Source organism: Anaerococcus degeneri (genome assembly GCF_017874475.1).
Taxonomy (GTDB): Bacteria; Bacillota; Clostridia; order Tissierellales; family Peptoniphilaceae; genus Anaerococcus; species Anaerococcus degeneri.
Window position 1 is genome coordinate 1 of sequence record NZ_JAGGLO010000010.1, and the last position, 23446, is coordinate 23446.

Annotated in this window: 21 protein-coding genes; 3 read left to right on the forward strand and 18 right to left on the reverse strand. The window is 36.6% G+C overall.

Translation table 11 applies throughout. The features are described 5' to 3' along the window. Positions 1-99 precede the first annotated feature (99 nt). The 9 genes from J2Z38_RS08625 to J2Z38_RS08665 form a co-directional block, all read right to left on the reverse strand. Positions 100-456 (reverse strand): DUF1667 domain-containing protein, encoded by a 357-nt coding sequence (locus J2Z38_RS08625; protein ID WP_209774803.1) that lies wholly within the window; start codon positions 454-456, stop codon positions 100-102. Then, positions 453-1712 carry an NAD(P)/FAD-dependent oxidoreductase gene (locus J2Z38_RS08630; RefSeq protein ID WP_209774805.1) on the reverse strand — a complete coding sequence of 420 codons (1260 nt, stop codon included), beginning with the start codon at positions 1710-1712 and terminating at the stop codon, positions 453-455. The genes J2Z38_RS08625 and J2Z38_RS08630 overlap by 4 nt, the downstream gene beginning before the upstream one ends. A gap of 9 nt (positions 1713-1721) precedes the next feature. Continuing rightward, positions 1722-3143, reverse strand: a complete 1422-nt coding sequence (locus tag J2Z38_RS08635) for an NAD(P)/FAD-dependent oxidoreductase (RefSeq protein ID WP_209774807.1) — start codon at positions 3141-3143, stop codon at positions 1722-1724. 126 nt (positions 3144-3269) lie between these two features. Beyond that, positions 3270-4775, reverse strand: coding sequence for a glycerol kinase GlpK (gene glpK, locus J2Z38_RS08640; RefSeq protein ID WP_209774808.1), 1506 nt, complete (start codon positions 4773-4775; stop codon positions 3270-3272). Between the two features lie 10 nt (positions 4776-4785). After that, positions 4786-5358 carry a glycerol-3-phosphate responsive antiterminator gene (locus tag J2Z38_RS08645; RefSeq protein WP_209774810.1) on the reverse strand — a complete coding sequence of 191 codons (573 nt, stop codon included), beginning with the start codon at positions 5356-5358 and terminating at the stop codon, positions 4786-4788. 125 nt (positions 5359-5483) lie between these two features. Then, positions 5484-6179 (reverse strand): 16S rRNA pseudouridine(516) synthase, encoded by a 696-nt coding sequence (locus tag J2Z38_RS08650; RefSeq protein ID WP_209774812.1) that lies wholly within the window; start codon positions 6177-6179, stop codon positions 5484-5486. Beyond that, positions 6176-6502 (reverse strand): PadR family transcriptional regulator, encoded by a 327-nt coding sequence (locus J2Z38_RS08655; RefSeq protein WP_209774814.1) that lies wholly within the window; start codon positions 6500-6502, stop codon positions 6176-6178. The genes J2Z38_RS08650 and J2Z38_RS08655 overlap by 4 nt, the downstream gene beginning before the upstream one ends. Before the next feature lie 40 nt (positions 6503-6542). Next, a complete protein-coding gene (locus tag J2Z38_RS08660; RefSeq protein WP_209774815.1) occupies positions 6543-9104 on the reverse strand; it encodes an ATP-dependent DNA helicase in 2562 nt (853 codons plus the stop codon). Then, entirely contained in the window at positions 9101-9601 is a 501-nt protein-coding gene (locus J2Z38_RS08665; protein WP_209774817.1) for a GNAT family N-acetyltransferase, read from the reverse strand. Before J2Z38_RS08665 ends, J2Z38_RS08660 begins: the two co-directional genes overlap by 4 nt. A 96-nt stretch (positions 9602-9697) precedes the next feature. Between J2Z38_RS08665 and J2Z38_RS08670 the strand changes: the two genes are divergently transcribed. Further along, entirely contained in the window at positions 9698-10879 is a 1182-nt protein-coding gene (locus tag J2Z38_RS08670; protein WP_209774819.1) for an NAD(P)/FAD-dependent oxidoreductase, read from the forward strand. A gap of 48 nt (positions 10880-10927) precedes the next feature. Here J2Z38_RS08670 and J2Z38_RS08675 read toward each other — a convergent pair whose 3' ends face one another. From J2Z38_RS08675 to ilvA, 8 genes are all read right to left on the reverse strand, one after another. Continuing rightward, positions 10928-11656: an alpha/beta hydrolase gene (locus J2Z38_RS08675; protein WP_209774820.1), complete on the reverse strand. Its 729-nt coding sequence runs from the start codon at positions 11654-11656 to the stop codon at positions 10928-10930. Between the two features lie 63 nt (positions 11657-11719). Further along, positions 11720-12832, reverse strand: coding sequence for an ABC transporter permease (locus J2Z38_RS08680; protein WP_209774822.1), 1113 nt, complete (start codon positions 12830-12832; stop codon positions 11720-11722). After that, positions 12819-13862 carry an ABC transporter permease gene (locus J2Z38_RS08685; protein ID WP_225304658.1) on the reverse strand — a complete coding sequence of 348 codons (1044 nt, stop codon included), beginning with the start codon at positions 13860-13862 and terminating at the stop codon, positions 12819-12821. Before J2Z38_RS08685 ends, J2Z38_RS08680 begins: the two co-directional genes overlap by 14 nt. A 55-nt stretch (positions 13863-13917) precedes the next feature. Next, positions 13918-14856, reverse strand: a complete 939-nt coding sequence (locus tag J2Z38_RS08690) for an ABC transporter ATP-binding protein (RefSeq protein WP_209774826.1) — start codon at positions 14854-14856, stop codon at positions 13918-13920. A 135-nt stretch (positions 14857-14991) separates the two neighbouring features. Next, positions 14992-16284, reverse strand: a complete 1293-nt coding sequence (locus J2Z38_RS08695; RefSeq protein ID WP_209774827.1) for an NAD(P)H-dependent oxidoreductase — start codon at positions 16282-16284, stop codon at positions 14992-14994. Further along, a complete protein-coding gene (locus J2Z38_RS08700; RefSeq protein WP_209774829.1) occupies positions 16268-17491 on the reverse strand; it encodes an aminoacetone oxidase family FAD-binding enzyme in 1224 nt (407 codons plus the stop codon). The genes J2Z38_RS08695 and J2Z38_RS08700 overlap by 17 nt, the downstream gene beginning before the upstream one ends. Then, the gene (locus J2Z38_RS08705; RefSeq protein ID WP_209774830.1) at positions 17488-18915 is read right to left on the reverse strand and encodes a UDP-N-acetylmuramoyl-L-alanyl-D-glutamate--2,6-diaminopimelate ligase; all 1428 of its coding nucleotides are present in this window, start codon (positions 18913-18915) and stop codon (positions 17488-17490) included. Before J2Z38_RS08705 ends, J2Z38_RS08700 begins: the two co-directional genes overlap by 4 nt. Then, positions 18915-20099: a threonine ammonia-lyase gene (gene ilvA / locus J2Z38_RS08710; protein WP_209774832.1), complete on the reverse strand. Its 1185-nt coding sequence runs from the start codon at positions 20097-20099 to the stop codon at positions 18915-18917. Before ilvA ends, J2Z38_RS08705 begins: the two co-directional genes overlap by 1 nt. A 140-nt stretch (positions 20100-20239) precedes the next feature. Here ilvA and J2Z38_RS08715 point away from each other — a divergent pair, with 140 nt between their 5' ends. Continuing rightward, on the forward strand, positions 20240-21082 hold the full coding sequence (locus J2Z38_RS08715) for a hypothetical protein (protein ID WP_209774833.1): 843 nt from the start codon (positions 20240-20242) through the stop codon (positions 21080-21082). Between the two features lie 73 nt (positions 21083-21155). After that, entirely contained in the window at positions 21156-23162 is a 2007-nt protein-coding gene (locus J2Z38_RS08720) for a DUF2971 domain-containing protein (RefSeq protein ID WP_209774835.1), read from the forward strand. Between the two features lie 42 nt (positions 23163-23204). Here the strand turns inward: J2Z38_RS08720 and J2Z38_RS08725 are convergent, their stop codons facing one another. After that, entirely contained in the window at positions 23205-23432 is a 228-nt protein-coding gene (locus tag J2Z38_RS08725; RefSeq protein ID WP_209774836.1) for a glutaredoxin family protein, read from the reverse strand. Positions 23433-23446 lie beyond the last annotated feature (14 nt).

The window sequence follows — 23446 nt, forward strand, 5'->3', positions numbered from 1 at the left end:
ATAGGGTAAATGATTAAATATGTCTTCTTTTTTACTAGAAAATCGTGCTGACAGAAGTTTCATCTACTTCTACCAACACGATTTATTATAGAACCGTTTTTATGAGGCCTTTGATGTGGCTATTACCTTAATTCCTGTGCCTGCTACGTCTTCTATGACGCAGTCGCCAATTTGTACTGGGGCAGGAATGTGGGCTTTGTTTATTTCTTTCATTACTTCCATTATTTTTCCCTTTGGAATAGGTTGTTCTGTTTTTACTGATACTGAATATTGGTTTGCACCATCTACTCTAGCTGTGGAAGTAACAACCCTTACTGGGTTTGAGAGTTCGTTTCTAGCGTATACTTCGCCTCTCTTGCAAGTATTGCCAGTGATATTTGTGATTTGTCCATCTTCTACTGTAACGCTGACTGTGCAGCCAAGTGGGCAATTTATACAGGTTAATTCTTTGATCATAAACTCTCCAATCTTACTTCGATTTTTTCGCTATTTTCGTTTAAATCGCTTTTCTTAAGAACCAAGTCTTCCATTTCACCTGGGGCAAATACTATCTTTCTCTTTTGGGCAACTTCCTTGCCATCTACAAGAAGAACTAGTCTTGATTTTTGATAGATATTGTTTACCCTAAACCTAATTACAACTTCATCTCTCATTGAGCCTGGGGCTATATATTGAGGAACTGTGTAGGTTACGCCATTACCTGGTGTGAGATGGATTTTCTTTTCATTATCAGCTTTATATTCGTCTTTGATGTAGGCTGCTGCGTTTTCGCCTGCAAGTTCACTTTCTTCTGTTACATAGTCTACTAGGTCGTGAACGTGAAGGACGTTTCCTGCTGCAAATACACCGTCTATTGAGGTCATCATCCTGTCAGATACTTCTGCACCCTTGGTCCTTGGGTCCATCTTGATGTGGGCATCCCTACTTAGTTCATTTTCAGGGATAAGACCTACTGATAGGAGGATGGCATCACATTCTACATATTCTTCTGTACCTGGTATGACTTTCATATTTTCGTCAACCTTTGATAGGTAAACACCCTCTACCCTGTCAGTTCCTTCTATATCTGAAATTGTTGTTGAAAAGTATAGTGGGATATCAAAGTCGTTTAGACATTGAACGATATTTCTCTTTAGGCCTCCAGAATATGGCATAATTTCTGCCACGCATTGAACTTTGGCACCCTCTAGGGTCATACGTCTTGCCATGATTAGGCCGATATCACCAGAACCTAGGATTACAATCTTTTTACCTGGCATAAAGCCGTCAAGGTTTACTAGTTTTTGAGCTGTACCTGCTGAATATACTCCAGCTGGACGAGATCCTGGAATATTTAGGGCTCCTCTTGGTCTTTCCCTACAACCCATGGCAAGGATTACTGCCTTTGGCTTGATTTGGAACATTCCATTTTCTTCATTCATTAAAGTCAAGGTCTTATCTGGGCTAAAGTCCATTACAATTGTATTTAATAATACATCTATGTCTCGCTCTGCAACTATGTCTTCATACCTACCTGCATATTCTGGACCTGTTAATTCTTCTTTGAACCTGTGAAGGCCAAAACCATTGTGGATACATTGGTTTAAGATGCCCCCAAGTTTATTATCTCTTTCTACGATTAAGACGTTTTTTACACCACAGTCATAGGCTCTGGCTGCTGCTGCAAGACCTGCAGGACCGCCACCTACTACTACTAAATCATAATTTTTCATCTCTTTCTCCTACTTTACTCTTCCATCAACATAGTAAGATTCTTTTGAGTTTTTAACTACGTCTGACATATCTTCGTTAAGTTCGCGAGCTAATATTTCCATTAAATGTGGCAAACAGAATCCGCCCTGGCACCTACCAGCGCTTGCCCTAACACGTCTTTTAATGCCGTCTACAGTCCTTGCTCCAAGTGGTCTATTGATTGCATCTACTATTTCACCTTCAGTTACAGATTCGCACCTGCAAATGATTTTACCGTAGAGTTTGTTTTTCTTAATTAGTTCTGAATGTTCTTCGAGAGTCATCTCACTTGTTTTTGGAATTGGTTTTCTATCAGGATTGAAGTTTTCATTTTCAGCAAAGCCGTACTTATCTGCTACGAGATTTGCCATATATTTACCAATCGCTGGAGATGATGTAAGTCCTGGAGATTCTATACCAACACAGTCAAAGAAACCTTCCTTGCTTTCTTGCAAGATAAAATCGCCACCAACTTCGTGGGCCCTGTTTCCTGAGAATGATGTGATTACCATCCTAACTGGTACGTTTTTAACAGTGTGGTTTGATTTTTCTATAACTTCTTCAAGTCTTTCTCTTGTTGATCTTCTGTCAGCCTTGTCATCTACAAAGTCTGATGTTGGTCCTACAAGGGTGTTGTTATCGACTGTTGGACTTACAAGGATTCCCTTACCCTTATCAGATGGAAGGTTAAACATTACATGGTTTACAAAACCTGCTGTTTCCTTATCTAAAAGCAAATATTCACCACGACGAGCTTTTATTTCATATTTTTCGTCAGAAATTTGGTTGTGAAGTTCGTCCGAATAGATACCGGCACAGTTTATAACTGCCTTTGTTTCAAAATCACCATCATTTGTATGAAGAACCCAATGGTCGTCTTTTTGTTCGATTTTTTCAACCTTGGTATTAAATTTATATTCAACGCCATTGATGTTTGAAACTTCTGCATAGGCTATTGTCATTAAGAATGGATCTAAAATTCCTGCTTCTGAACAATAAAGTGAAGCAACAACATCTTCTGTGATATTATCTTCTAGGGCTAGGGTTTCTTCCCTGTTTAGTATTTTCATGCCTTTAACGCCATTTTCTATACCATAATCGTATAGTTTTTGGAGGTTTGGCATATCTTTTTCATCATGGCATAGAACAAGGGTTCCGATTTTCTTATAAGGAAAGGCATATAGTTTGCTTTCCTCATCCATCATGCGGTTGCCTTCTACGTTGAATTTTGCCTTTAGGGTGCCTGGTTCAGCGTCATAACCGCCGTGGCAGATACCAGAGTTTGCCTTACTTGTTTCAGTACAAACATCTTCGTTTTTTTCAAGTAATAAAAATTTTCCTTTTTTCTTTGATAGGTGGCAAGCGACTGAAGCTCCAACAACTCCTCCACCAATTATTATTACATCAAACATCTTTACTCCTTTTATGTAAAAAACTATATAGAAAAATGAGCGCAAGTATAGAATACTTACGCTCATCTCTCTCCGTTCTTATTAAGTTATATTTATTATATCACAGATTTGAATTTCAATCAATTATCATTCTTCGTAGTGTTTTGCCCAGTCGAAAGATCTAGCAATAGCTCTTTGCCAGTTTCTATCTTTCTTATCTCTTTCTTCTTTAGAGATAGTTGGTTCAAAAGCTTGGTCTACTAATCTGTATTCTCTGATTTCGTCTCTGTCTTTATAATATCCTGTAGCAAGACCTGCAAGGTATGATGCACCTAGGGCTGTTGTTTCTAGTGTCTTTGGTCTTTCTACCTTAGTTTGGATCATATCAGCTTGGAATTGCATTAGGAAGTTGTTTGCACTTGCACCACCGTCTACCTTTAGTTCATGTAGTGGGTGACCAGCATCTCTTTCCATTGAGGCTAATACGTCATTTGTTAGATATGCAAGTGATTCAAGGGTTGCCCTAACGATATGATATTTATTTGTACCACGTGTTAAGCCTACTATAGCTCCTCTTGCATATGGGTCCCAATATGGAGCACCAAGACCTGTGAAGGCTGGAACTACGTAGCAACCATTTGTATCGTTAACCTTTGTTGCCATGTATTCTGTATCATCAGCAGCGTCAACAATTCTTAATTGGTCTCTTAACCATTGGATAGCAGAGCCTGCTACGAAGATTGAACCTTCGAGAGCATAGTCTACTTTTCCTTCTTCAAGACCCCAAGCGATTGTTGTAACAAGGCCGTTTTCTGATTTAACAGCTTCTTCGCCAGTATTCATAAGTAGGAAGGCACCTGTACCATAAGTGTTTTTAGCATCTCCCTTTTCAAAACATGTTTGACCAAATAATGCAGCTTGTTGGTCACCAGCAATGCCCGCAATTTTGATTTCGCCATCAAAGTAGCCTGGGAAGGTTGTTCCATATACATAAGAAGAAGGTTTAACTTCTGGAAGCATGCATTTTGGAATATTTAACATCTTAAGAAGTTCGTCATCCCATTCAAGGGTGTGGATGTTATAAATCATTGTCCTTGATGCGTTTGAATAGTCTGTTACGTGAACCTTACCACGTGTGAGGTTATATACTAACCATGTATCAACTGTACCGAAGAGAAGTTCGCCATTTTCAGCTCTTTCTTGGCCGTTTTCGATATGGTCAAGGATCCATCTAATCTTTGTAGCAGAGAAGTATGGGTCTAAAACAAGACCAGTTTTTTCTTGAACCATGCCCCTATAACCATCTTTAACAAGTTGGTCAGCCATATCTGCAGTTCTTCTACATTGCCAAACGATTGCATTGTATACAGGTTTACCGGTATCCTTTTCCCAAACTATGGTTGTTTCCCTTTGGTTTGTAATACCAATAGCCTCGATGTCATCAGCTGTAAGACCAAGTTTTGCCATGGCTTCTGTGCAAACACCTATTTGAGTTGACCAGATTTCTGTTGCGTCATGTTCTACCCAACCTGGGTGTGGGAAAAATTGTGTAAATTCTTTCTGAGCAACTGACATAATTTCGCCTTTTTTATTGAAGATTATCGCTCTGTTGCTTGTTGTTCCGGCATCTAACGCCATAATGTACTTACTCATATCTACTCCTTTACATTTTCCATACTGCATAATTAGAACTTGAGACCGCAATGGCACCTGCATTTAAGGCGTCAACTACATCAGACTTATCCCTTATGAGTCCCCCAGCTACAAGGGGTGTAGGGTATCTTCTGCTGATTTCTCCAATCATCTTAGGCATAATACCAGGTAAAACCTCTAAGAGATCAGAGGATATGGTTTTTACTGTATCCTTGACACTCTCATAGGATAGGCTGTCTAAAAGGAAGAACCTAAAGACTGTGCACAAGCCTATTTTTCTGGCTTCGTAGGCATTTTGCGCCCTAAGGGTGATGATTCCATCAGCGTCTGTGTATTTTTTGATAAAACTAGGAGAAAAGTGAGATGATGACAATCCTTCAATTAGGTTTTCATGGACAAAAACTATCTTATCCTTGTCTTTTAATTTTTTGACAATTGTTGGAATCGTTTCAATATTGCCATAAAGAACAAAAACTACCTTGTTGTCTGAATATTCTTCCTTCAAACATTCCCTTAAGTCTTTGCCATCTTTGATGGCCATAATCATTGGATTTTCATACAACACTTCTCTTATATCTAGCATATCTCTCCCTAAACGCATAAAACGAGCCTAAAATTAATCAAGCTCGCTTCTCTCATTATTATCATGTACCATTATAATATCACACTTTTAGTATTTTTGCAAGTGTTTTCATAAAATAATTTTATTTATATAAATAAGTCTAGCTCAGCTTGAGTCAATTCCCTATAGTCGCCTTCATTTAAATATGGATCTAAGACTAAATCCCCTATAGCCGTTCTCTTTAAGCCAAGAACCTCGTTTCCAAGATTAGCAAAAAGTCTTTTGACCAGATGATATTTTCCTTCTGAAACTTTAACTATAGCTTCCTTTTCTCCAGTTATAATTAATTCAGCTGGTCTTGCTGTGTAATCGTCTTCCTTTATATAGACTCCCTTCTTAAATTCTTCTATATAATTTTTTTCGATTGGGTCTCGGGTTTGGACCTCATAAGTTTTGCTTATATTTGAATTTGGACTTGTTATCTTGTGAATAAATTTCCCGTCTGTAGATAAGAGAATCAAGCCTGTTGTATCCTTATCAAGCCTACCTGCGATTGACAAGTCATAATTAAGGTAAAAATCATCTAAAAGGTCAATTACTGTTTCCTCTGCGTCTTGGGTTGCGGATAAGACTCCGGCTGGTTTATTTAAAATCAAATAAAGATTTTCTATATATTCCACAAAATGGCCCATATAAAAAACTTCGTCAACCATTGGATCTACTTGGACTGAAGAATCCTTGACAATCTCTCCATTTATCACAAGTGCCCCTTTTTTGGCATTTCTTTTTATATTCTTCCTGGTATCTAAACCAGTATTTCCAATCATCTTATCTACTCTCATTTATTTCCCTTTTCTAAAACACTGTCCATAGCAGCCTTCAAGCTGTCATAGGACTTGTAAAAATCATCTAAATATCGTCTACCCGAATCTGTAATATAATAGTATTTTCTCCTTGGCCCCTTCTTTGATTCCTTGAAAGTGCCAATTATCAAGCCCTTTTTGATGAGCCTGGTTAGGATAGGATAAACTGTGCCTTCTGTCATATTATAAAAACCATTTAGCTTGAGTTCTTCAATGATTTCATAGCCGTAGGTTTCCTTGTTTTTGATTATGTGGAGGATTATTCCATCGATAAGCCCCTTTAACATCTGTGTATCTATCATAAGGCCTCCTATCTATATTGTATTACATAGTAGCCATCTTTCAATTTCTCTTGCAAAAATACTTCATCTGGCAATATTTGCAAGACTCTAGGTCGTCAGTTCGTCTGTATCCTATATTCCTGTCAATCATCCTTGCGATTTTATCAATTTCATTGATGTCAAAATCTGTCGGTTCAATTTCTATGAGCCTGTCTTCTTCAATAAAGTATAAATACATCTTATTTAGATGATGATGGTTGCCTAAAATTAGCCACCTATAGGTCATAAGCTGGCCCTTGTAGGCTGGTATTAGTTCTTCATTGTATGACCCAGTTTTTATATCCACAATCGATCCGTCAGAAAGACTCAAATCCACCTTTCCTTGGAGGATATAAAAATTCCTATCAAGTTTATAATTTGTTTCAACGCCAGTAATTTCAAAGTCCCTTTTGATGAAGTTTTCTAGAGAGTTTTTGTATTCAGGATTTTTTTCAAGGAAATCCATAAGATTTTCCCTGTCATTTGGCATAAGGCTGTAGTATTCTGCAAGCTTGTGGATGTTTGTACCAAAAGATAAGGCCCTTGTGGACGGGGTTTTGAAACCTAGTTTCCTTATAAATCTATACTTCAAAGAGCAAGTCTTAAAAATTTCTATATCTGTGGTATAGGCTAAAACTTTCTTTTCCTTTTTCTCCTTAGTCCTTTCAAAATCAAGGCTCTTGATGGCTGATGACCTTGGGAAGGATTCGGAAAATTTACTTAGCTTATAGTCTTCGCTATTATCCAGAAGAACCAAAAGATTTTTGGCCCTAGTAAAACCTGTGTAATATTTCCTGTAAAAATCTTTTACATAAGAATAATCATTAGGGTCAAAGTCTGCTAAAAATCCAGGTTTAGAAGGCTTTGGCGAATCGTAAAGACCCGATATAAAGACAACTTCAAACTCAAGACCCTTGGCCTGGTGGATGGTCATGAAATTCACTGCATCCTTGTGGCTATCAATATTTGAATATTCTTCTATGGCCCTTGACACAAATAGGTATTCCAAATAAGAAGATACAAATTCCTTGTAATGGTCCATGAGATTTTCATTTTTAAAAATTTCATCAAAATCTTTGGCAAGATTAATCATTGTGGAAATATTTCCCAGGACTCTTGCCCCATCTAGGTCATCTTCGTCCATGATTAAAAATTTCCTAAAATATTCAAGCCCCATAGCCTTATAAAAAAGATTGGTAATTGAAAGGTCGCTTTCTTTTTCAGCTTCTATGAAATTTTGTATTTCCACATCTGCCTTCAAACTTTCGTCTTTTCCTAAATAATGCAAGTAGTTTTTATACTTAGCCTTATTTTTTGCAAAGCCACCATATATTGTAGAAGGGTCTTCATAAATAGTTTTAATTTGGCCAATTTTCATGATTAGGTAGATAAAGCCCCTGATTTCATCCCTCTTAAAAAACTGGGAAGATTTTTTATTCAAAACCCTAATTCCCACCTTTTCGAAATAGGACTGGAGTTTTGAAACATAGGCGTGGTTCAAAGATGGAAACAAAAAGGCAATCTGACCAAGATTTATATCTTGCTTTAAAATCCTAATTATTGTTGCTAGGTTCTTAAGTTCACCCGCCCTAGCCCTTACAATTGTATTTGGGTTTATTTCCTTATCGTTAGACCTCAAATTTTTTTTATTTTCACTGGCATAGTCTTTGTTATCAAGCCATTTTAAAGACTTATCAATTATTGCCTGGTTGGACCTGTAATTTATATCGAGTTTGTAAGTAAAAGCCTTATAGCCCTTGGCCTTAAAAAACTTTTCCGAAAAATCTGTGAGATTCCTAGGATCTGCACCCCTAAAAGAATAAAGGGACTGGTCGTCGTCACCAAAGACCATAATTTCCTTATCTTTTACCAAATTAAAGGCGATTTCTTGCTGGATATAGTTTGTATCTTGGTATTCATCCACAATTACAAAATCAATTCCATTTCTGATTGCATCGCCCCTGACAGGATCTTTTAAAAGCAGGTAAAAATCCCTCAAAATCATCTGGAAATTAATCAGATTTTTTTCCCTCAGAAGCTTTTCGTGAGTCAAAAAAATTTGCCCAGCAAAAACTTCCCTAGGATTTTCTGACTTCAAAAGCCCTTCAACATCAATTAGTTTGTTGGTAATTTCTTCGTAAATCCCTTTGATTTCCCAGGCATGGTTGTAGGTTATGTATTTTTCGTAATTTTCTATTTTTTTATAAAGGTCTAAGTTTTTTTCAATCAAGTAACCTTCAACAACCTGGTCTATAACCTTGGCATCCAAAAACGGCCTGTCAAGAGATGGATATTTTTCAAGAAAATCCAGAGCAAGGGAATGGAAATTCCCAATCATCATATCCTTAAGTTCGGTCTTGATCCCTTCCCTATTAAATTCAGAAATAATCCTTGTTTGAAGCTCGCTTGCAGCTTTTTTTGTGAAGGTTGTAATCAAAATCCTATTTGGGCTAAGACCCTGGTTTTTGATTAGGGAAATGACTTTTTTTACAATCGTGTAGGTCTTTCCTGTCCCAGGCCCTGCAATAACAGCAGCCGGCGTCTGGGCCTTTTCTATAATTATCCTTTGGCTTTCATTTATCATAAGAATCTCTCATAGCAAATTCTAGGCTTTTTTGTCCCTTCTTCGTCAATAAAAATTTGCCCTATCTTTCTAAAACCGAGTTTATTAATTAGGCCACGCATCTTGAAATTATCCTCATGGGTATCAATCCTAAGTGCATCGAAAGAATTTTTCTCCGCATAGATTATAATATCTATAAAAAATTTCGTAGCAATTCCCCTCTTGGTCATATCCATGCCCACTGCAAAGGTGTGGATAGTAAGAGGTTTTCTGCCTTCAAAGTCATCTTCCCAAGGCTTGTAGGCTTCCTCCTTGTCATCGGATAAAAAAGAGTAGGCACAAACCACACCTTGGTCTTCATAAACAAAAGATTTGCCAGTTGCAATTTGACCTTTTAAAAAATCTTCATTCATAGAACCAATCTGCCACTGGTCAATTCCCTCGTCCTTTAGAGATTTTTTCGCATTTTCAATAATATTTACAATTTTCTTTAAATCCTTAATCTCAGCTTTCCTCATGTATCCATTATACTCCAATAAAGAAAGACTTTAGGATTGTTAAGGACTCTTCAAAGTGATATAATATTGTTAAGTAATAGACAGAAAGGATAATATATGTACGATTATTTAATTATTGGTAACGGAATTAGCGGCCTTTCAGCAGCTGAAGAAATAAGAAAAAATGACCCAAAAGGTTCAATTTTAATAGTTTCAGACGAACACGGCCTTACTTATTGGAGAACCAGACTTTCAGAATTAATTGAAAAAGATTATACAGACGAGGAAATTCTTGTAAAGAAAGAAAACTGGTATCAGGAAAAAGGCATAGAAGTCAAACTTGACACCTACATAGAAAAAATCGATAAAGAAAATAAAAAAGCCATAGGAAAAGACGGCCAAGAATACGAATACAGCAAGCTTTTGATAGCCACTGGTTCCCACGCCTTTGTACCACCTATCAAAAACTCTGATGCTGAAGGTGTTTTTGCAATAAGAAGCTCTGACGACCTTAAATGTTTCAAAAAATATTTGTCTGGTAAAAATAAGCTAATTATCATCGGTGGCGGTATCCTAGGCCTAGAAGCAGCAAACTCTATTTCCCACCTAGGCATTGAAATCACAATCGTTGAAGCCTTTGACTACCTATTAGCAAGACAACTTGACAAGGACCTATCACAAAAATTAGAAAAGGCCCTAAATGAAATGGGAATGAAGACCCTTACAGGCAAATTCAGCGAAGAAATCCTTGTAAAAGACGGCAGGGTTTGTGGACTAAAACTAACCGACGGCACAGAACTAGAAGCTGATGCCATCATGATCCAAGCAGGTGTTAGGGCAAATATTGAAGTCGCAGCCAATTCTGGCATTAAAACAGACAGGGGTATCCTTGTTGGAGAAAACCTACAAGTAGAAGGTGAAGACATCTATGCTGCAGGCGACGTTGCCCAAATCGGGAACTTCTCAATCGGTCTTTGGACTGCATCTATGGAAATGGGAAAAATCGCTGGCGCAAACATGACTGGCGATAATAAATTATACGAACAGCCAAAACCATTCTCAACCCTCATGCTTGGCGACATCAAGCTATTTTCAGCAGGCCTTAATACAGGTGATGGCATAGAAGAAGTCAAAAAAGAAGACGGAGAAAAAATCTACAAACTCTTTAAAAATGGCGATAAATTTGTAGGCGGCATCCTCTGGGGTGACATAAAATACCAAATGGATGTGAAGAAAATCGTCTTTGAAGGAGTAGATCCAAAAGAAACCAAACTCGGCACAGAAATATTTGGACTATAATTATTAATACACGCTAAAAGAGCTAAACCGACTAGGTCTAGCTCTTTTTTAAAGCTTATATAAAAATCTTAAGGCATCTGGCAATCTTTTTTGCCAATATTTTTCGTTATGAATTGCACCCTCATCAATTACATATTTAATATCCATCTTAGCTTTTAAAAAACCATAAGCCATTTGTGACAAAGATACATAAGATTTTTGAATAATTTCATCATCAAATTCTTTCGTGCCTGTATCTAAATATATTTTTTGTTTATTTTCCGAATCATATTTTGCTAAAATCTCGCCCATTCCAACGGGTTCCAGGATAAAATGAGTCGACATAGCCAAAACCTTATCAAAAATCTCAGGGTATTGGCTTCCCATATAAAGACTCATTATTCCTCCCATGGATGAGCCTCCAATGAGCCTTGATGAGGCTTTTTTATTTTTTTCTACAAGAGGAATTAACTCTTCTATAATAAATTTTCCTGTCAAAATCCCCTTAGGAGTTAGATTTTCCCTAGCTTCTTCATTTGTGAAATTTTCAAAAGGCGAATACTCATTGGCCCTTTCAACTCCCTCTGCACAATAAATGCCAACAAGATTTGCCCTAAGTCCAATTTTTTCTATTGCTTTGTCAAGAGCCCATATCTCTCCCATAAAGGATTCTTTTTTATCATAAAGATTTGCTCCATCAAAAAAATACAAAAACAAATCCGAATCTTTATCCTCTATAAAGGTGTAAGTCACATTCCTGTCTAAATATTTTGAATAAATCTCTTTTTTCTCCATCATTTTCCCTCATTTCTATTGATGATATATTCCTACCCAAAAAAACCCCGCTAAAGCAGGGGATTTTTAAGAAATTTTATCATTTGTTCTTGTTTTCATAACCACACTTATAAGGACAAAGGCTAGAGAAAAAGCCAGCATGATTCCAATATTTGGCAAAATTGTGCCAAAACTTGGATTTTCTAAAAGCATTTCGTTATTTTTGATATAATAATAGGATGGGAAAATTTTTCCAAGTGTCAAAGCAGTTTTTGAAAGAAGGGCTTGAGGTACAAAGGCCCCACACAAAAACGATGATCCCAAAGATACTACCTGCATGATTCCCGAAATGGTATTTTCGTTTGAGATTAGGCTTGAAATAAATACCGCCATAGTCACAACACTGATTGTGAAGAACAAAGAATTTACAATCATTAAGTTTGTATACTCCTTGCTAAAGTCATATTTGTAGAGGAGTACAAACATTAAAATATAAAGGGCCCAAACTATTAAGCCTGTAAGGACGTGCCCTAGGATCAATTCTAAGTTTTGCCTATGTTTTGGAATTGGACTTGCCGCATTTCTCATAGCAAGATTCTTTTTCCTATATACGCTTACAATAGTTGATACGATAAGAAGAACTTGGGCAAGGATTAAGTAGTTGATAAAGTTGAAATAAAATAATGAGTTATCTTCCTTTCCTAGGTCAATCCCACTTATTATCCCAACATCTATCGTTTTTTCCAAATCTTCATTGCTATACTTTATAGCATCCTTTGTAGAAAACCCTGCTAATTCGTAGGTTTTTACCTGGTTTAGGTATTGGTTTATATGCTCTTTTACAACCATCCCATACATATCACCGGGGCAAGCCTTGAAATCCACCTTCCTTTCCTTGCCAAAATTTTCTGGAATTACAAGGTAAGCGCTTATCATCTGGTAAAAAAGCTTATCTTCAACTACCGATTCGTCCATCTCCTTAATTACAGTTTTCTTAGCCAAATAACTCTTAAGTCCCTTTGATAGGTCAGTATTTGCCTCATCTTTGATATAGATATCTGGCCTTACATTTGCATAGAAATTATTATTATCACTAGACTTACTCGTAAAGGAAATTATGGATAGAAAAATTATGGTGTATAACAAAATTGAGAACTTATGGCCCTTTACTATCTTAAAATAATTTTTAAAGATTCTCATATTCCTTACCTCTCATAAAAAATAGACTTGCTAAGAAAAATGTTAGGCTGATTAGGATTAAAAGTCCAATGTTTTGGAAAAATCTTGATGTAGACTCATAATAATATAGGGAGTAAATTGCATCTGTAACTACCGAAACAGGATTAATTTTCCCTAAAATCGGAATTTTCTCTTGGATAAGCACCTTTACACTTGAAATCATCATCCCAGATAAAAAACTCATCAGCATGTTTATAGCGATTCCTAGGTTTATCTTAAATTCAATTGATTTTTTATTTGATACTCCTATTAGAATACCCAGGGCAACTCCTGCTAGAGAAGATACCAAGGATAAGAGAACTAGAAGCCACATCCTTCCTCCAAATTCAACTCCCAAAGCTTTATCGAGATATAAAATAAAGATAAGGGTAATGACAAAGTTTATAATCCAAGAAGCAAGGATAGATGCTAGAAGACTTACAGATTTTTTTATGGGCGCAACTAAGTTTCTTTTGGCATTTACAGACAGGTTTGCCTCGTATTGGTAAATTACATAAAGCCCCCACATATAGCCATAAATCGCAGTCATGCCCACTAGGGTGTAGAAAAAGGTATTTATAGGATCCATATTTTTCCTGGACTCATCTTTTATATAATCTTCTACTTCTAAAAGCTTTGCAATATCAGTTTGAGGATTTTCTTTCATAATCCTTACAATCATCTCAGATTTTTGCAAATAATCATTTAAAATTGTCTCGACAATGGTTTCTTCTATTCCAGATTTTTTAGTTAAGATTTCATCTTTTTCTTCTATATAGACCCTGATATCTGAATTTGTATTAAGGATTTCTTTATCATTAGACTTTGTAATTTTAAAATAATTCTCATCTTCCATGGTATCTAGGAAAGTTTTAAAATTCTCATCGGATAAGGCCCTTTCGCTTACGGCGATTTCAATTGCTTCAAACTTATTATTTTCAGTAATACCTCCAAAGGCGAGTTTGAAAAGAATGCCTAGAATGATTGGAAAAACTAGGGCCCAAAAAACCATAGCTTTTTCCCTGAGCAAATATTTAAAGGTATTTTTAAAAGAATGCAAAAACATATTAGTCCCTCAAATCCTTGCCAGTAAGTTCTAGGAAAACGTCATTTAAACTTGGTTTTTCAACATTTATAGACCTGTAATCAACTTTTGATTCTGTAAGGATTTCCACAAGGCTTAAAAGCTTCTCGCAGCTTTTGGAAAAAGTCATCTTACATGTATTATCCTTATAAGAAAAATCTATTATGTGGTCCATGTTCTTAAGTTTATCAACCACTTGACCTGGCAAATCATTAGCTACGAATGATATTTTCTCGTTAACTTGGGTCATATCCTTAAGCTCATCCGATGTTCCTTTGGCAATCACCTTGCCCTTATCTATTATAACTATATCATCGCACAAATAATCAACCTCATCCATGTAGTGGGAAGTGTAGATTATTGTAGAACCTTCCTGGTTTAGTTTTTTTATGCCTTCTAAAATATTATTCCTAGATTGGGGATCTACTGCCACTGTTGGCTCGTCAAGGATAATTATATCAGGTCTGTGGGCTATGCCACAGGCTATATTTAGCCTTCTTAAAAGACCGCCCGAAAGTTTTTTAGGCTTAAATTTTACAAAATCATTTAGGCCAACCAGGTTTAAAACCCTTTGGATTAGCTCTTTTCTTTCATTTTTATCACCTATGTATAATCCGCAAAAATAATCTATATTTTCATAGACATTTAGCTCATCATAGACGCCCACATCTTGGAAAACTACACCAATTTTTTCTTTTATATCGTAGGCATCTGGACTCATTTCCTTGCCATAGATTTTGACACTGCCAGCGTCTTTTTTTAAAAGACTTAAGATGCAATTTATTGTTGTGGATTTTCCTGAGCCATTGGGACCCAAAAGCCCCAAGATTCGCCCCTTTTTAACATCTAAGTCAAGTCTATCGACTGCTGTTAAATCCTTGTATTTTTTGACAAGACCTCTAACTTCTATCAAATTTTCCATAATCCCTCCCAGCAAAATTATACTTTGCTTATTCCTACAATAATTTTACTAAAATTTCTTTCTTCTTATGTAAATTATTTGTAAAATTCACATAAAAAATCCACAAGTAGCCTACCTGTGGATTCAAAATTATTTTTATAGTTTCATTGAATTTTGTCTTCTTCTTAGTCTTGAGATTGTTGCTTTTTCATCGATTTTTACCATGGACATATCTATTACAGTGTCTTTTGGTATATCAACTATTGCTTCGGTTTTTGGTGTGATTAGGCCTATTGGAAGTAGGTCTTCTTCTATTGACCTATCGTGGCTAGTTAGTTTACCAAAGACCTTGTCAGATCCGATTCCTTCAAGTTTTTCACCCTTTTTGATATCTCTTTTTGCTATTGTTACAGTGTCTGCCACCTGGCCGTGAATTGGGGCTATAGTTGGCTCGTTTTCAACAACTGCATTAAAGATTGTAATAGGCGCTTCAAGACTTGTTAGGTGGTATGGCCTATATAATAAATAATTTGGTCCATCTCCGCAACCTAAAAACTTCATCAAATCTCTCACGTCTTCTTGGTCGCTTGTTGCGATTATAAATACTCCTGGAGCCATACCTGGAGAGAAATCTACAACTCCATATGAGTTTAAAACTCCCCCATCTCTTTTTAGCCTATAATCTTCTACAGCCTTTTCTGGACTCGTAGTAATACCGTGGCAACCAAAGGTATCTGGCAAAAATCCAAGGGCGTTGCATACTGAGTTTAGCTCGATCATGGTATTTGTGCCGTCGACAAAGCTAGTTAGCATCCTTGGAGAAAGTTTTTTAGATTTTGCTTCTTCTTCAAGGCTTTCTGCTGTGGCATAGTTATTTAGAGGATTGTTTTTACCCTTAGCAGCTACTAGGACTTCAAGACCCATGCCATAAGCATTGTCCACAAGTTCCATAATTGCACCTGGTTCATCCCCTAAAATTCCTGTGTAAACGACGCCTGCTTTTTTGGCCATATCGTGAAGGACAGGACCAACTGTTGCCTCACATTCAACATTGAAGCTAATCATGTGTTTGTGGTATTGGATGGTTTTACGAGCGATTACTGCCCCAAAAGGAGGATTTCCTGTACAATCCACAACCGCATTAATTTGCAATAATTTATAAGAAAGTCTGTAATTTGTAGATACTGCCACATAGCCTTTTTCAAGAACTTCGTAACCTTCATTGTAATCATCTGTGTAGATAATCTTATCTTCGGCAATACCAGCTTGGGTCAAAGCTTTGATGGCCTTTCTTGGATTCCTATCAATTACTAATTTGACTTCCATGGCGTCAAGTTTGGATAATTGGCTGATTAAAGATCCACCCATCTTGCCACAACCAATGATTGCAAGCTTGATGCTTTCGCCATTATCTCTCATTTCTCTTAACTTTCTATTTATCTTTAACATTAATTTCCTCTCTATCATTTCTTAAAAGGCCCCTTGCACACGCCTTGGCAGACGAGTAGGCCCACTGGATATTATAGCCTCCACAAGCTCCATCCACATCTAGGACTTCGCCTATAAAGTAAAGATTTGGTATGATTTTGGATTCAAAAGTATTTGGGTCTACAAATTCTGTATCGATGCCACCAATAGTAACTTGGGCATTTTCCTCATCATTTATACCAGTAATTTTAAATCTCAAATCCTTTATAGTCCCGATAAGATTTTTGATTTCCCCATCATTCATACCGCTTACCTTCATCTTACTCTTTAATTTTACCCTATTTAGGACATCAATGATAAGTTTTGCATTCAAAAAACCCATTAAAGATTCTTCGATGGTCTTATTTTGATTTTTTTCTCCTAGTTTTTTTATGATTTCCAAGAGTTTTTCTTCAGAATAATCAACCAAAAGATCAAGACAAACCCAAATATCTTTCCCGTCTGAAAGTGCGTAAGAAATCTCATTTGATAGGTCAAAGATAGCTGTGCCAGTTAAGCCATATGTTTGAAAAATCACGTCGTCTGTGGATTCTTTTATAAATTTACCACCTACAAAAAGACTTGCCTTGGCACTTACCCTCACTCCCTTGGCTTTTTTTGAAAGAGGATTTGCTGTTTTATAATTAGTAATCCCGTAAGTTAACCTTGTGACCTTGTGAAAAGGCCTTAGGATTTCAAAAATTTTCCCATCTGAACCTGAACCTGGCAGACTTATTCCACCTGTGGCTATAATTAATTTATCAAAGTAAATTTTGGCATCATCTATGATTACAAGATGGTTTTCAAAGTCAATATCTTTTACTTGGCTTTCAAAAAGAAATTTTCCCCTCGCATTTAAATACAAAATGTCCCTGATTGTCTTAGCGCTCAATGTTTGTGGATAGCACCTTCCTGATGGAAGTGAGGTTGTCAAAATCCCCAAATCATTTAGGAAATTTATCAAATCATAGTTGTCATATTTTCCCAAAGCGTATTTATAGAAATCTCCTCCAGAAGAATGAAAATTATCTAGGGATAGATTTAAATTGGTGAAATTGCACCTACCGTTGCCCGTAGCCAGAAGTTTTCTTCCTGCCACGTCGTTTTTTTCGACAACTATTAGGTTGCCGTCGTAGAGATTAGCAAAAAATAAGCCTGCCACGCCTCCACCTATTAATACGGTTTTCATATTTTTTCCAAAATCTCTCTGATAGTCGCTTTTTCGTTCCAAGGAGTTTTTTCATTGCCATGTAGTTTTATGAAATTCTCCTCGCCCTTGCCCATAAAGAGAACGTAATCACCTGGCTTTGCCATTCTAAGGGCCGCTTCTATAGCGTCGTTCCTGTCCTTTATAAGGGTGTAGGCACCGTAATTTTCTGCCATTCCACCTACTATATCTTTTGAAATGTTTTCGTAGGTGTCAAATTTTGGGTCGTCTGTAGTGACAATAGCATAAATCCCGTAATCAGAAACAGTCTTTCCAATTAGGTTCCTGAATTCAGCGTTCCTATCGCCTTGGATCCCAAAAACTGCAATTTTTTTCTTATCCTCTGGTAGGGTTTTAAAAATTTCTTCAAAGGCCCTTGGAGTGTGGGCAAAATCCACGATTACATTTAAGCCCTTGTCATTTCCTATATATTCAAACCTTGAACCTACACCTGGAAAATCAGTTATTACCTGGCTTAGCTCGGTTAAGCTTGCCCCCAAAATCTTAAGTGTGGAAATGGCTGCCAGATAATTATTAAGTTCAAAATCTGCGATTGTCCTTATAAAAAAGTCCACGCCATCAATTTTGAAGGAAATTCCCTCACTTGTTTTTCTCACATCAGTAGCTCTGATATTTGCCCTGTCAGATTTTCCGAAAGTTAGGGTATTTTCATAAAGTTTAACAGCTTTCTCTCCCCAAGGATCGTCTATATTTGCTATTGTGATTTCAGAATTTTCAAAAAGAATCATCTTGGCCTTGAAATACTCATCCATAGTCTTGTGGTAATCAAGGTGCTCTGTGGAAAGATTGTTAAAAATCCCTACTTTAAAATGAACTCCAGACAGCCTTTTTTGGACTAGGCCGTGGCTAGATGCCTCAAGAGTTACATATTTAATTCCCTTTTCAAGGCACTTTTCTAAAACCTTGTTAATTTCAGTTATGTCCGGAGTTGTATTTGAAGTTTCAATTATTTCTCCACCCACATTTGCCCCATCAGTGCCAATATTGGCACAAGGTCCAAAGATTTTTTCAATCAGATAGGCAATTAATTTTGATGTGGTTGTTTTCCCGTTTGTACCTGTTACACCAATCACATTTAGTTTTTCTGATGGGAAATCTGTGATTAGGTTTGAAATTTCTGCCAAAGTTTCCCTTGGATCTGCGACCTTCAAGTAGGTAATCCCATCCCTGTATTCCACTTCTTCTGTGTGGACAATGGCCTTGGCACCCTTTTCAATAGCCTCGTCAATATACTTATGGCCATCAAAAATCGAACCCTTAACCGCTACAAAGATAGAGTTTTCTCCCACTTTTTGGGAATTATTGGTCACTGCATTTATTTCAAAATCTGCTCCGTGCTTTATTTCTAAATATTTAATTTTCCTAACTAAGTCGCTTAGTTTCATCAATGTATGATATATCCCTTCTTACCTATTACTTCTCTGATTTTATTGACGTGGTCCTTGCCGTTAGTTTCAAGAGTTAGGACTACGTTTATATTCTTAAATCTGCTTGCTTCTTTAAAGCCGTCGTGCTCAATAGAAATGACATTTGCCTTTGTTTGGGCAACTTCTGTTAGAAGTCCTTGGAGCTTGCCTGGTATATTTGGAAGCTCAACTTCAATCCTTGCGATACGTCCTGTTTCATATAGACCCCTGTTAATTAGTTGGGAAATGAAAGACATGTCGATATTGCCGCCAGAAACTAGGCAGACAACATTTTTGTTAAAGAAATTAAGTTTATCAAGAGCTGCTAGTGGAAGAATGCCTGATGGTTCTGCAATTAGCTTATGTTTTTCAATCAACTTGATAAAGGCCATTAGGATTTCTTCGTCAGTTACTGTTATCCAGTCATCAACATTATCCTTACAAATCTCATAATTTGCCTTACCAACAGTTGCAACTGCTGTACCGTCAGCGATTGTGTCAACCCCCTCAAGGGTCACTATGTGGCCTTGTTTGATAGCTTCTTTCATGCTCCTTGCAGAATATGGCTCAACACCAATTACCTTAATTAGTGGTGAAATTTGTTTTAGACACTTGGCCACACCTGAAATAAGACCACCACCGCCAACTGGGACCAAAACATAATCGACATACTTAAGCTCTTCTACAATTTCAAGACCGATTGTGCCCTGGCCTTCGATAACGTCTAGGTCATCAAAAGGTGGGATGAAGGTATAGCCTTTTTCTTCGGCAAGTTTTAGGGCGTGGTCTTTACATTCATCAAAGCTTGCCCCATAGAGAACGACTTCTGCTCCGTATTTCAAAGTGCCGTCAACCTTTATCATTGGAGTATGCTCTGGCATACAAATAACAGCCTTCATGCCAAGTTTTTGGGCAGAAAATGCCACACCTTGGGCGTGGTTGCCTGCAGATGCTGTGATGATTCCCTTATCAGCAGCTTCCTTGTCTAATTTGGATAATTTGTTGTAGGCTCCCCTTAGCTTGAAAGAACCTGTTTTTTGGAGATTTTCTGGCTTTATGTACACATTGTTATTTGATGCATCAGAAAAAACCTCAGAATAAATTAGATGGGTAGGATTGATTACCTCGTCAACTCTTGCCTTCGCTTGTTTAAAATCGAACATATGTCCCCCTTTTAAAATTAAGTACAGATTTAAGCTGGTTTTCGTAAACCCACTTATCTATTTTAATTATAACACGGATTTGTATTTTTTTTAAGAAAAGTGTAGAGTATTGTGAAGATTTTGAAAAAATGAGGAAACATATGAAATTTATAGACAAGAAAAAAATCTACCAAGCAACCCTTATTATAGGTTTATTGGTCCTAATAATTTCTTTTATCTTTAGGTATTCTTATATTAATATATTTGGTTTTGATAGGCCACTAATGCTTGCCTCCATGCTTTGTGCAAGCTTAGGCACAATCGGCGCCATAATCGCCCTTATAGATGGGGTCAATAAGCACTTCGGGGAGAAAATCCTCCTTCTTGCCATTCTGAACCTAATAATGGCCTTTACCTATCCAATTTTGATAACCACAGAAAAGGCCCTAGAACCCGCCCAAAATCCATATGTGACCACAGCACCAAAAAAGGGAAATTCAACCAAATTTAAAAGGGATTCTTCATTTATAATTGAGGGAGAGCTTTATAAATTTCCTCTTACCCTGGCTGATTTCAAGAAGAATGGCTTCACATATTCCCTTGATGAAAAGGACGGTAGGCTTGTTGCGACTATTTCAAGAATAGGAGACTCCTTTGAGCCTAAGCCAACTTGGTTTACAGACGGGGTTAACAATGAAGTTTACCGAGAATTCTACCTTTTGGAGGCCTTTTACGACCTTGATACAGACAGGGAAAAGATTGAAAATACTGTAATTAAGGAGCTTACAGCTTCAGTCATAAATAATAATAGGGACTTTGAGACCATGGGTGTTAAACTTGAAGATTCTGTATACGATATAAAAAAGAATTTCGGGGATGATTTGACTGAAGACCCTAAAAACGAATCGACCACAATCAAGGCCTACTACCTAAAAACCAACGACGGCTACACCATAAAACTAAACGCCCTTAATGGTACAATTCAATCAATAGATATCTATTAGACCCGCAAGCCTTGCGGGCTTTTTTATGAAAAAATTTTTTTGTTAGTATAGTAATATCAAGAATGGAGGGAAGATGGAAAATTTAGAAAAAATCCTAATCGACCTTTTAAAGGACGATCCAGCATATGTAAAAGAAAATAAAATAAACAAGGAAGTGGTATTTACCAACATTTATTCCTATGACGAAATATTTTTAAGAAAAATCCTCCAAGAACCATCCTTAAAAGCAAAATTTTTTAAGGAGCTTGATGGAATTTCAATCTTTAAAATCAATGAATTTATAGGTTTTATTGGCGAATCTCCTCTTATAATCAGGGATCAAAGCCTAAAGGAAGGCCTTTCCTTCAACTTTTATGAAAATAAATCAGCCCTCAAAGACCTAACTCCTATCTACAAAGAGTCTTTGTTTTTAAAAATGATGGAAGACCTTGACTACAAGTTCAATACTAAATTCCACGTATCCTATCTTTCTGGATCAAATCCAAAAGAGAAAATCAAACTAGGTGACATAAAATTATACAAGGAAGACCTAAGTTTTAAAGATTCTAGAGATATTTCTGACCTTAAATACAGGGCCTACGACCTCTTAAAAGAAGATTACAATGAAAAAGAAGGTCTAATTTCCCTATCAAATGACCAGATAAAAGACCTATCTTCCTATATTACAGTCTTTTCAAACCCTTCCTATTACTTAAATATGGTAAATTTTTTAGGAAAGAAAAAGACCAGGGAAATCCTAACTGACTTAAATGATCTAATTTTAAAGAAGACTGACTATTTCACAGGTAAAAATATGGGCTACCACACCATAATCAAGGACTCCCTCCTAAGGGAATTTGATGGTTTCAACCTTTCCTTACTTAAAATTGCCAACGTCTTAAATGATTTTGGCAAAACCGAAGAAATTTTTAAAATTTTCGCATCTATAAATAAGAAAATAAAAAAAGATTCTGAGATAAATATCATCTATGAATTTATAAATCAGGCCCTTGAAGTCCTTGGAAATCTCGACTTTGAAAGCCAAGCAAAAAGCAAAGATTTTTATAAGGAATATTTATCCCCTCTGGAATATGAATTTAGGGACAGCCTAAATATTTTTGAAAAACTAAATAATTTTTATAAGATTTTGCCCCAAGAAGAAGACAATCTCAGGACCTATGAAGAAGCAATTTCCTATGATATAGAGGAACTTATTGACCTTTTGACAGTCAAACCTTCCGACTACGAAAACCTTAAAAACGCTGAAAACAAGCTATCAATCGGCCACTACACTTCCCTTGACAGCCTGGGCTACCTGATTGACGCTGACATCGAAGAAGTCGACCAAATTTATAGGAACAAGCTAAGGCTCACCAACGCTAGAATGTTAAACGACCCTATGGAGGGTAAGGCCCTTTTTGAATATCTAAACGACGGCAATGAAGATTTTATAAACCTAAATAACTACGGCAACAACAAAATCTACCTCCTTTCCGCATCGTCAATGGCAGATTCTCTCCCAATGTGGAAGCAATATGCCGATGACACCAAGGGAGTCTTCCTCGAATTTTCCAAAGAATTTATAAAATCAATTATAAATGACGATATGGTAAGGCTTGTAAAGGTGTTTTACATCGGAGATAAGGCCATTAACTACAATGAAAAGTCTGATGAGATCAATGGTCTATTAAAGAAATTGAAGGTGGACTATGAGGCCTATATAGGAAAAATCGTAGAAATTTATAAAAAAGATTCTACCAACAAAAGTCAACTTTTAAGGACCTTTAATAATGAGATTTTCTTAAAACTTGATAAAATTTCCTATTATTTCAAGAAAGATGCCTACGCCTATGAGGGTGAATACAGGATTGTAGTAGACCTTGACGAGGACGATTCACGATGCCATTTCAAGGAAATAAAATTCCACAACCCAAACTTCCCTCTCCCATTTTTAGGAACCTACCTTACAGACTACGAACTAAGATATCAAAGGCTAATTTTTGGTCCAAAGGCAATCGACAAGGACTACCTCGTTCCCTATATCAAATATTGCCTAGGCAAAGACATAGAAACTGTAAATTCCAATATCAAATACAGATAAAATTTCCAAAACAAAAGACCTGGTCATCCAGGTCTGATTTTTTTATTTAAGTTTTGCTTCGATAACTTCCTTATCAAAACCAACAATGTCTTCACCATCGATATTAATTACAGGCACTCCCCTGTAACCCTTTTCGATAAGGTAATTTACAGCTTCCTTGTCTTCGTCGATATTTCTTTCTGTAAATTCGATGTTGTTTTCCTTAAAATATTGTTTAGCTGCCTTGCAAAATACGCAAGTATTTGATGTATAAATTGTAATATCGTGCATTTATATCCCTCTTT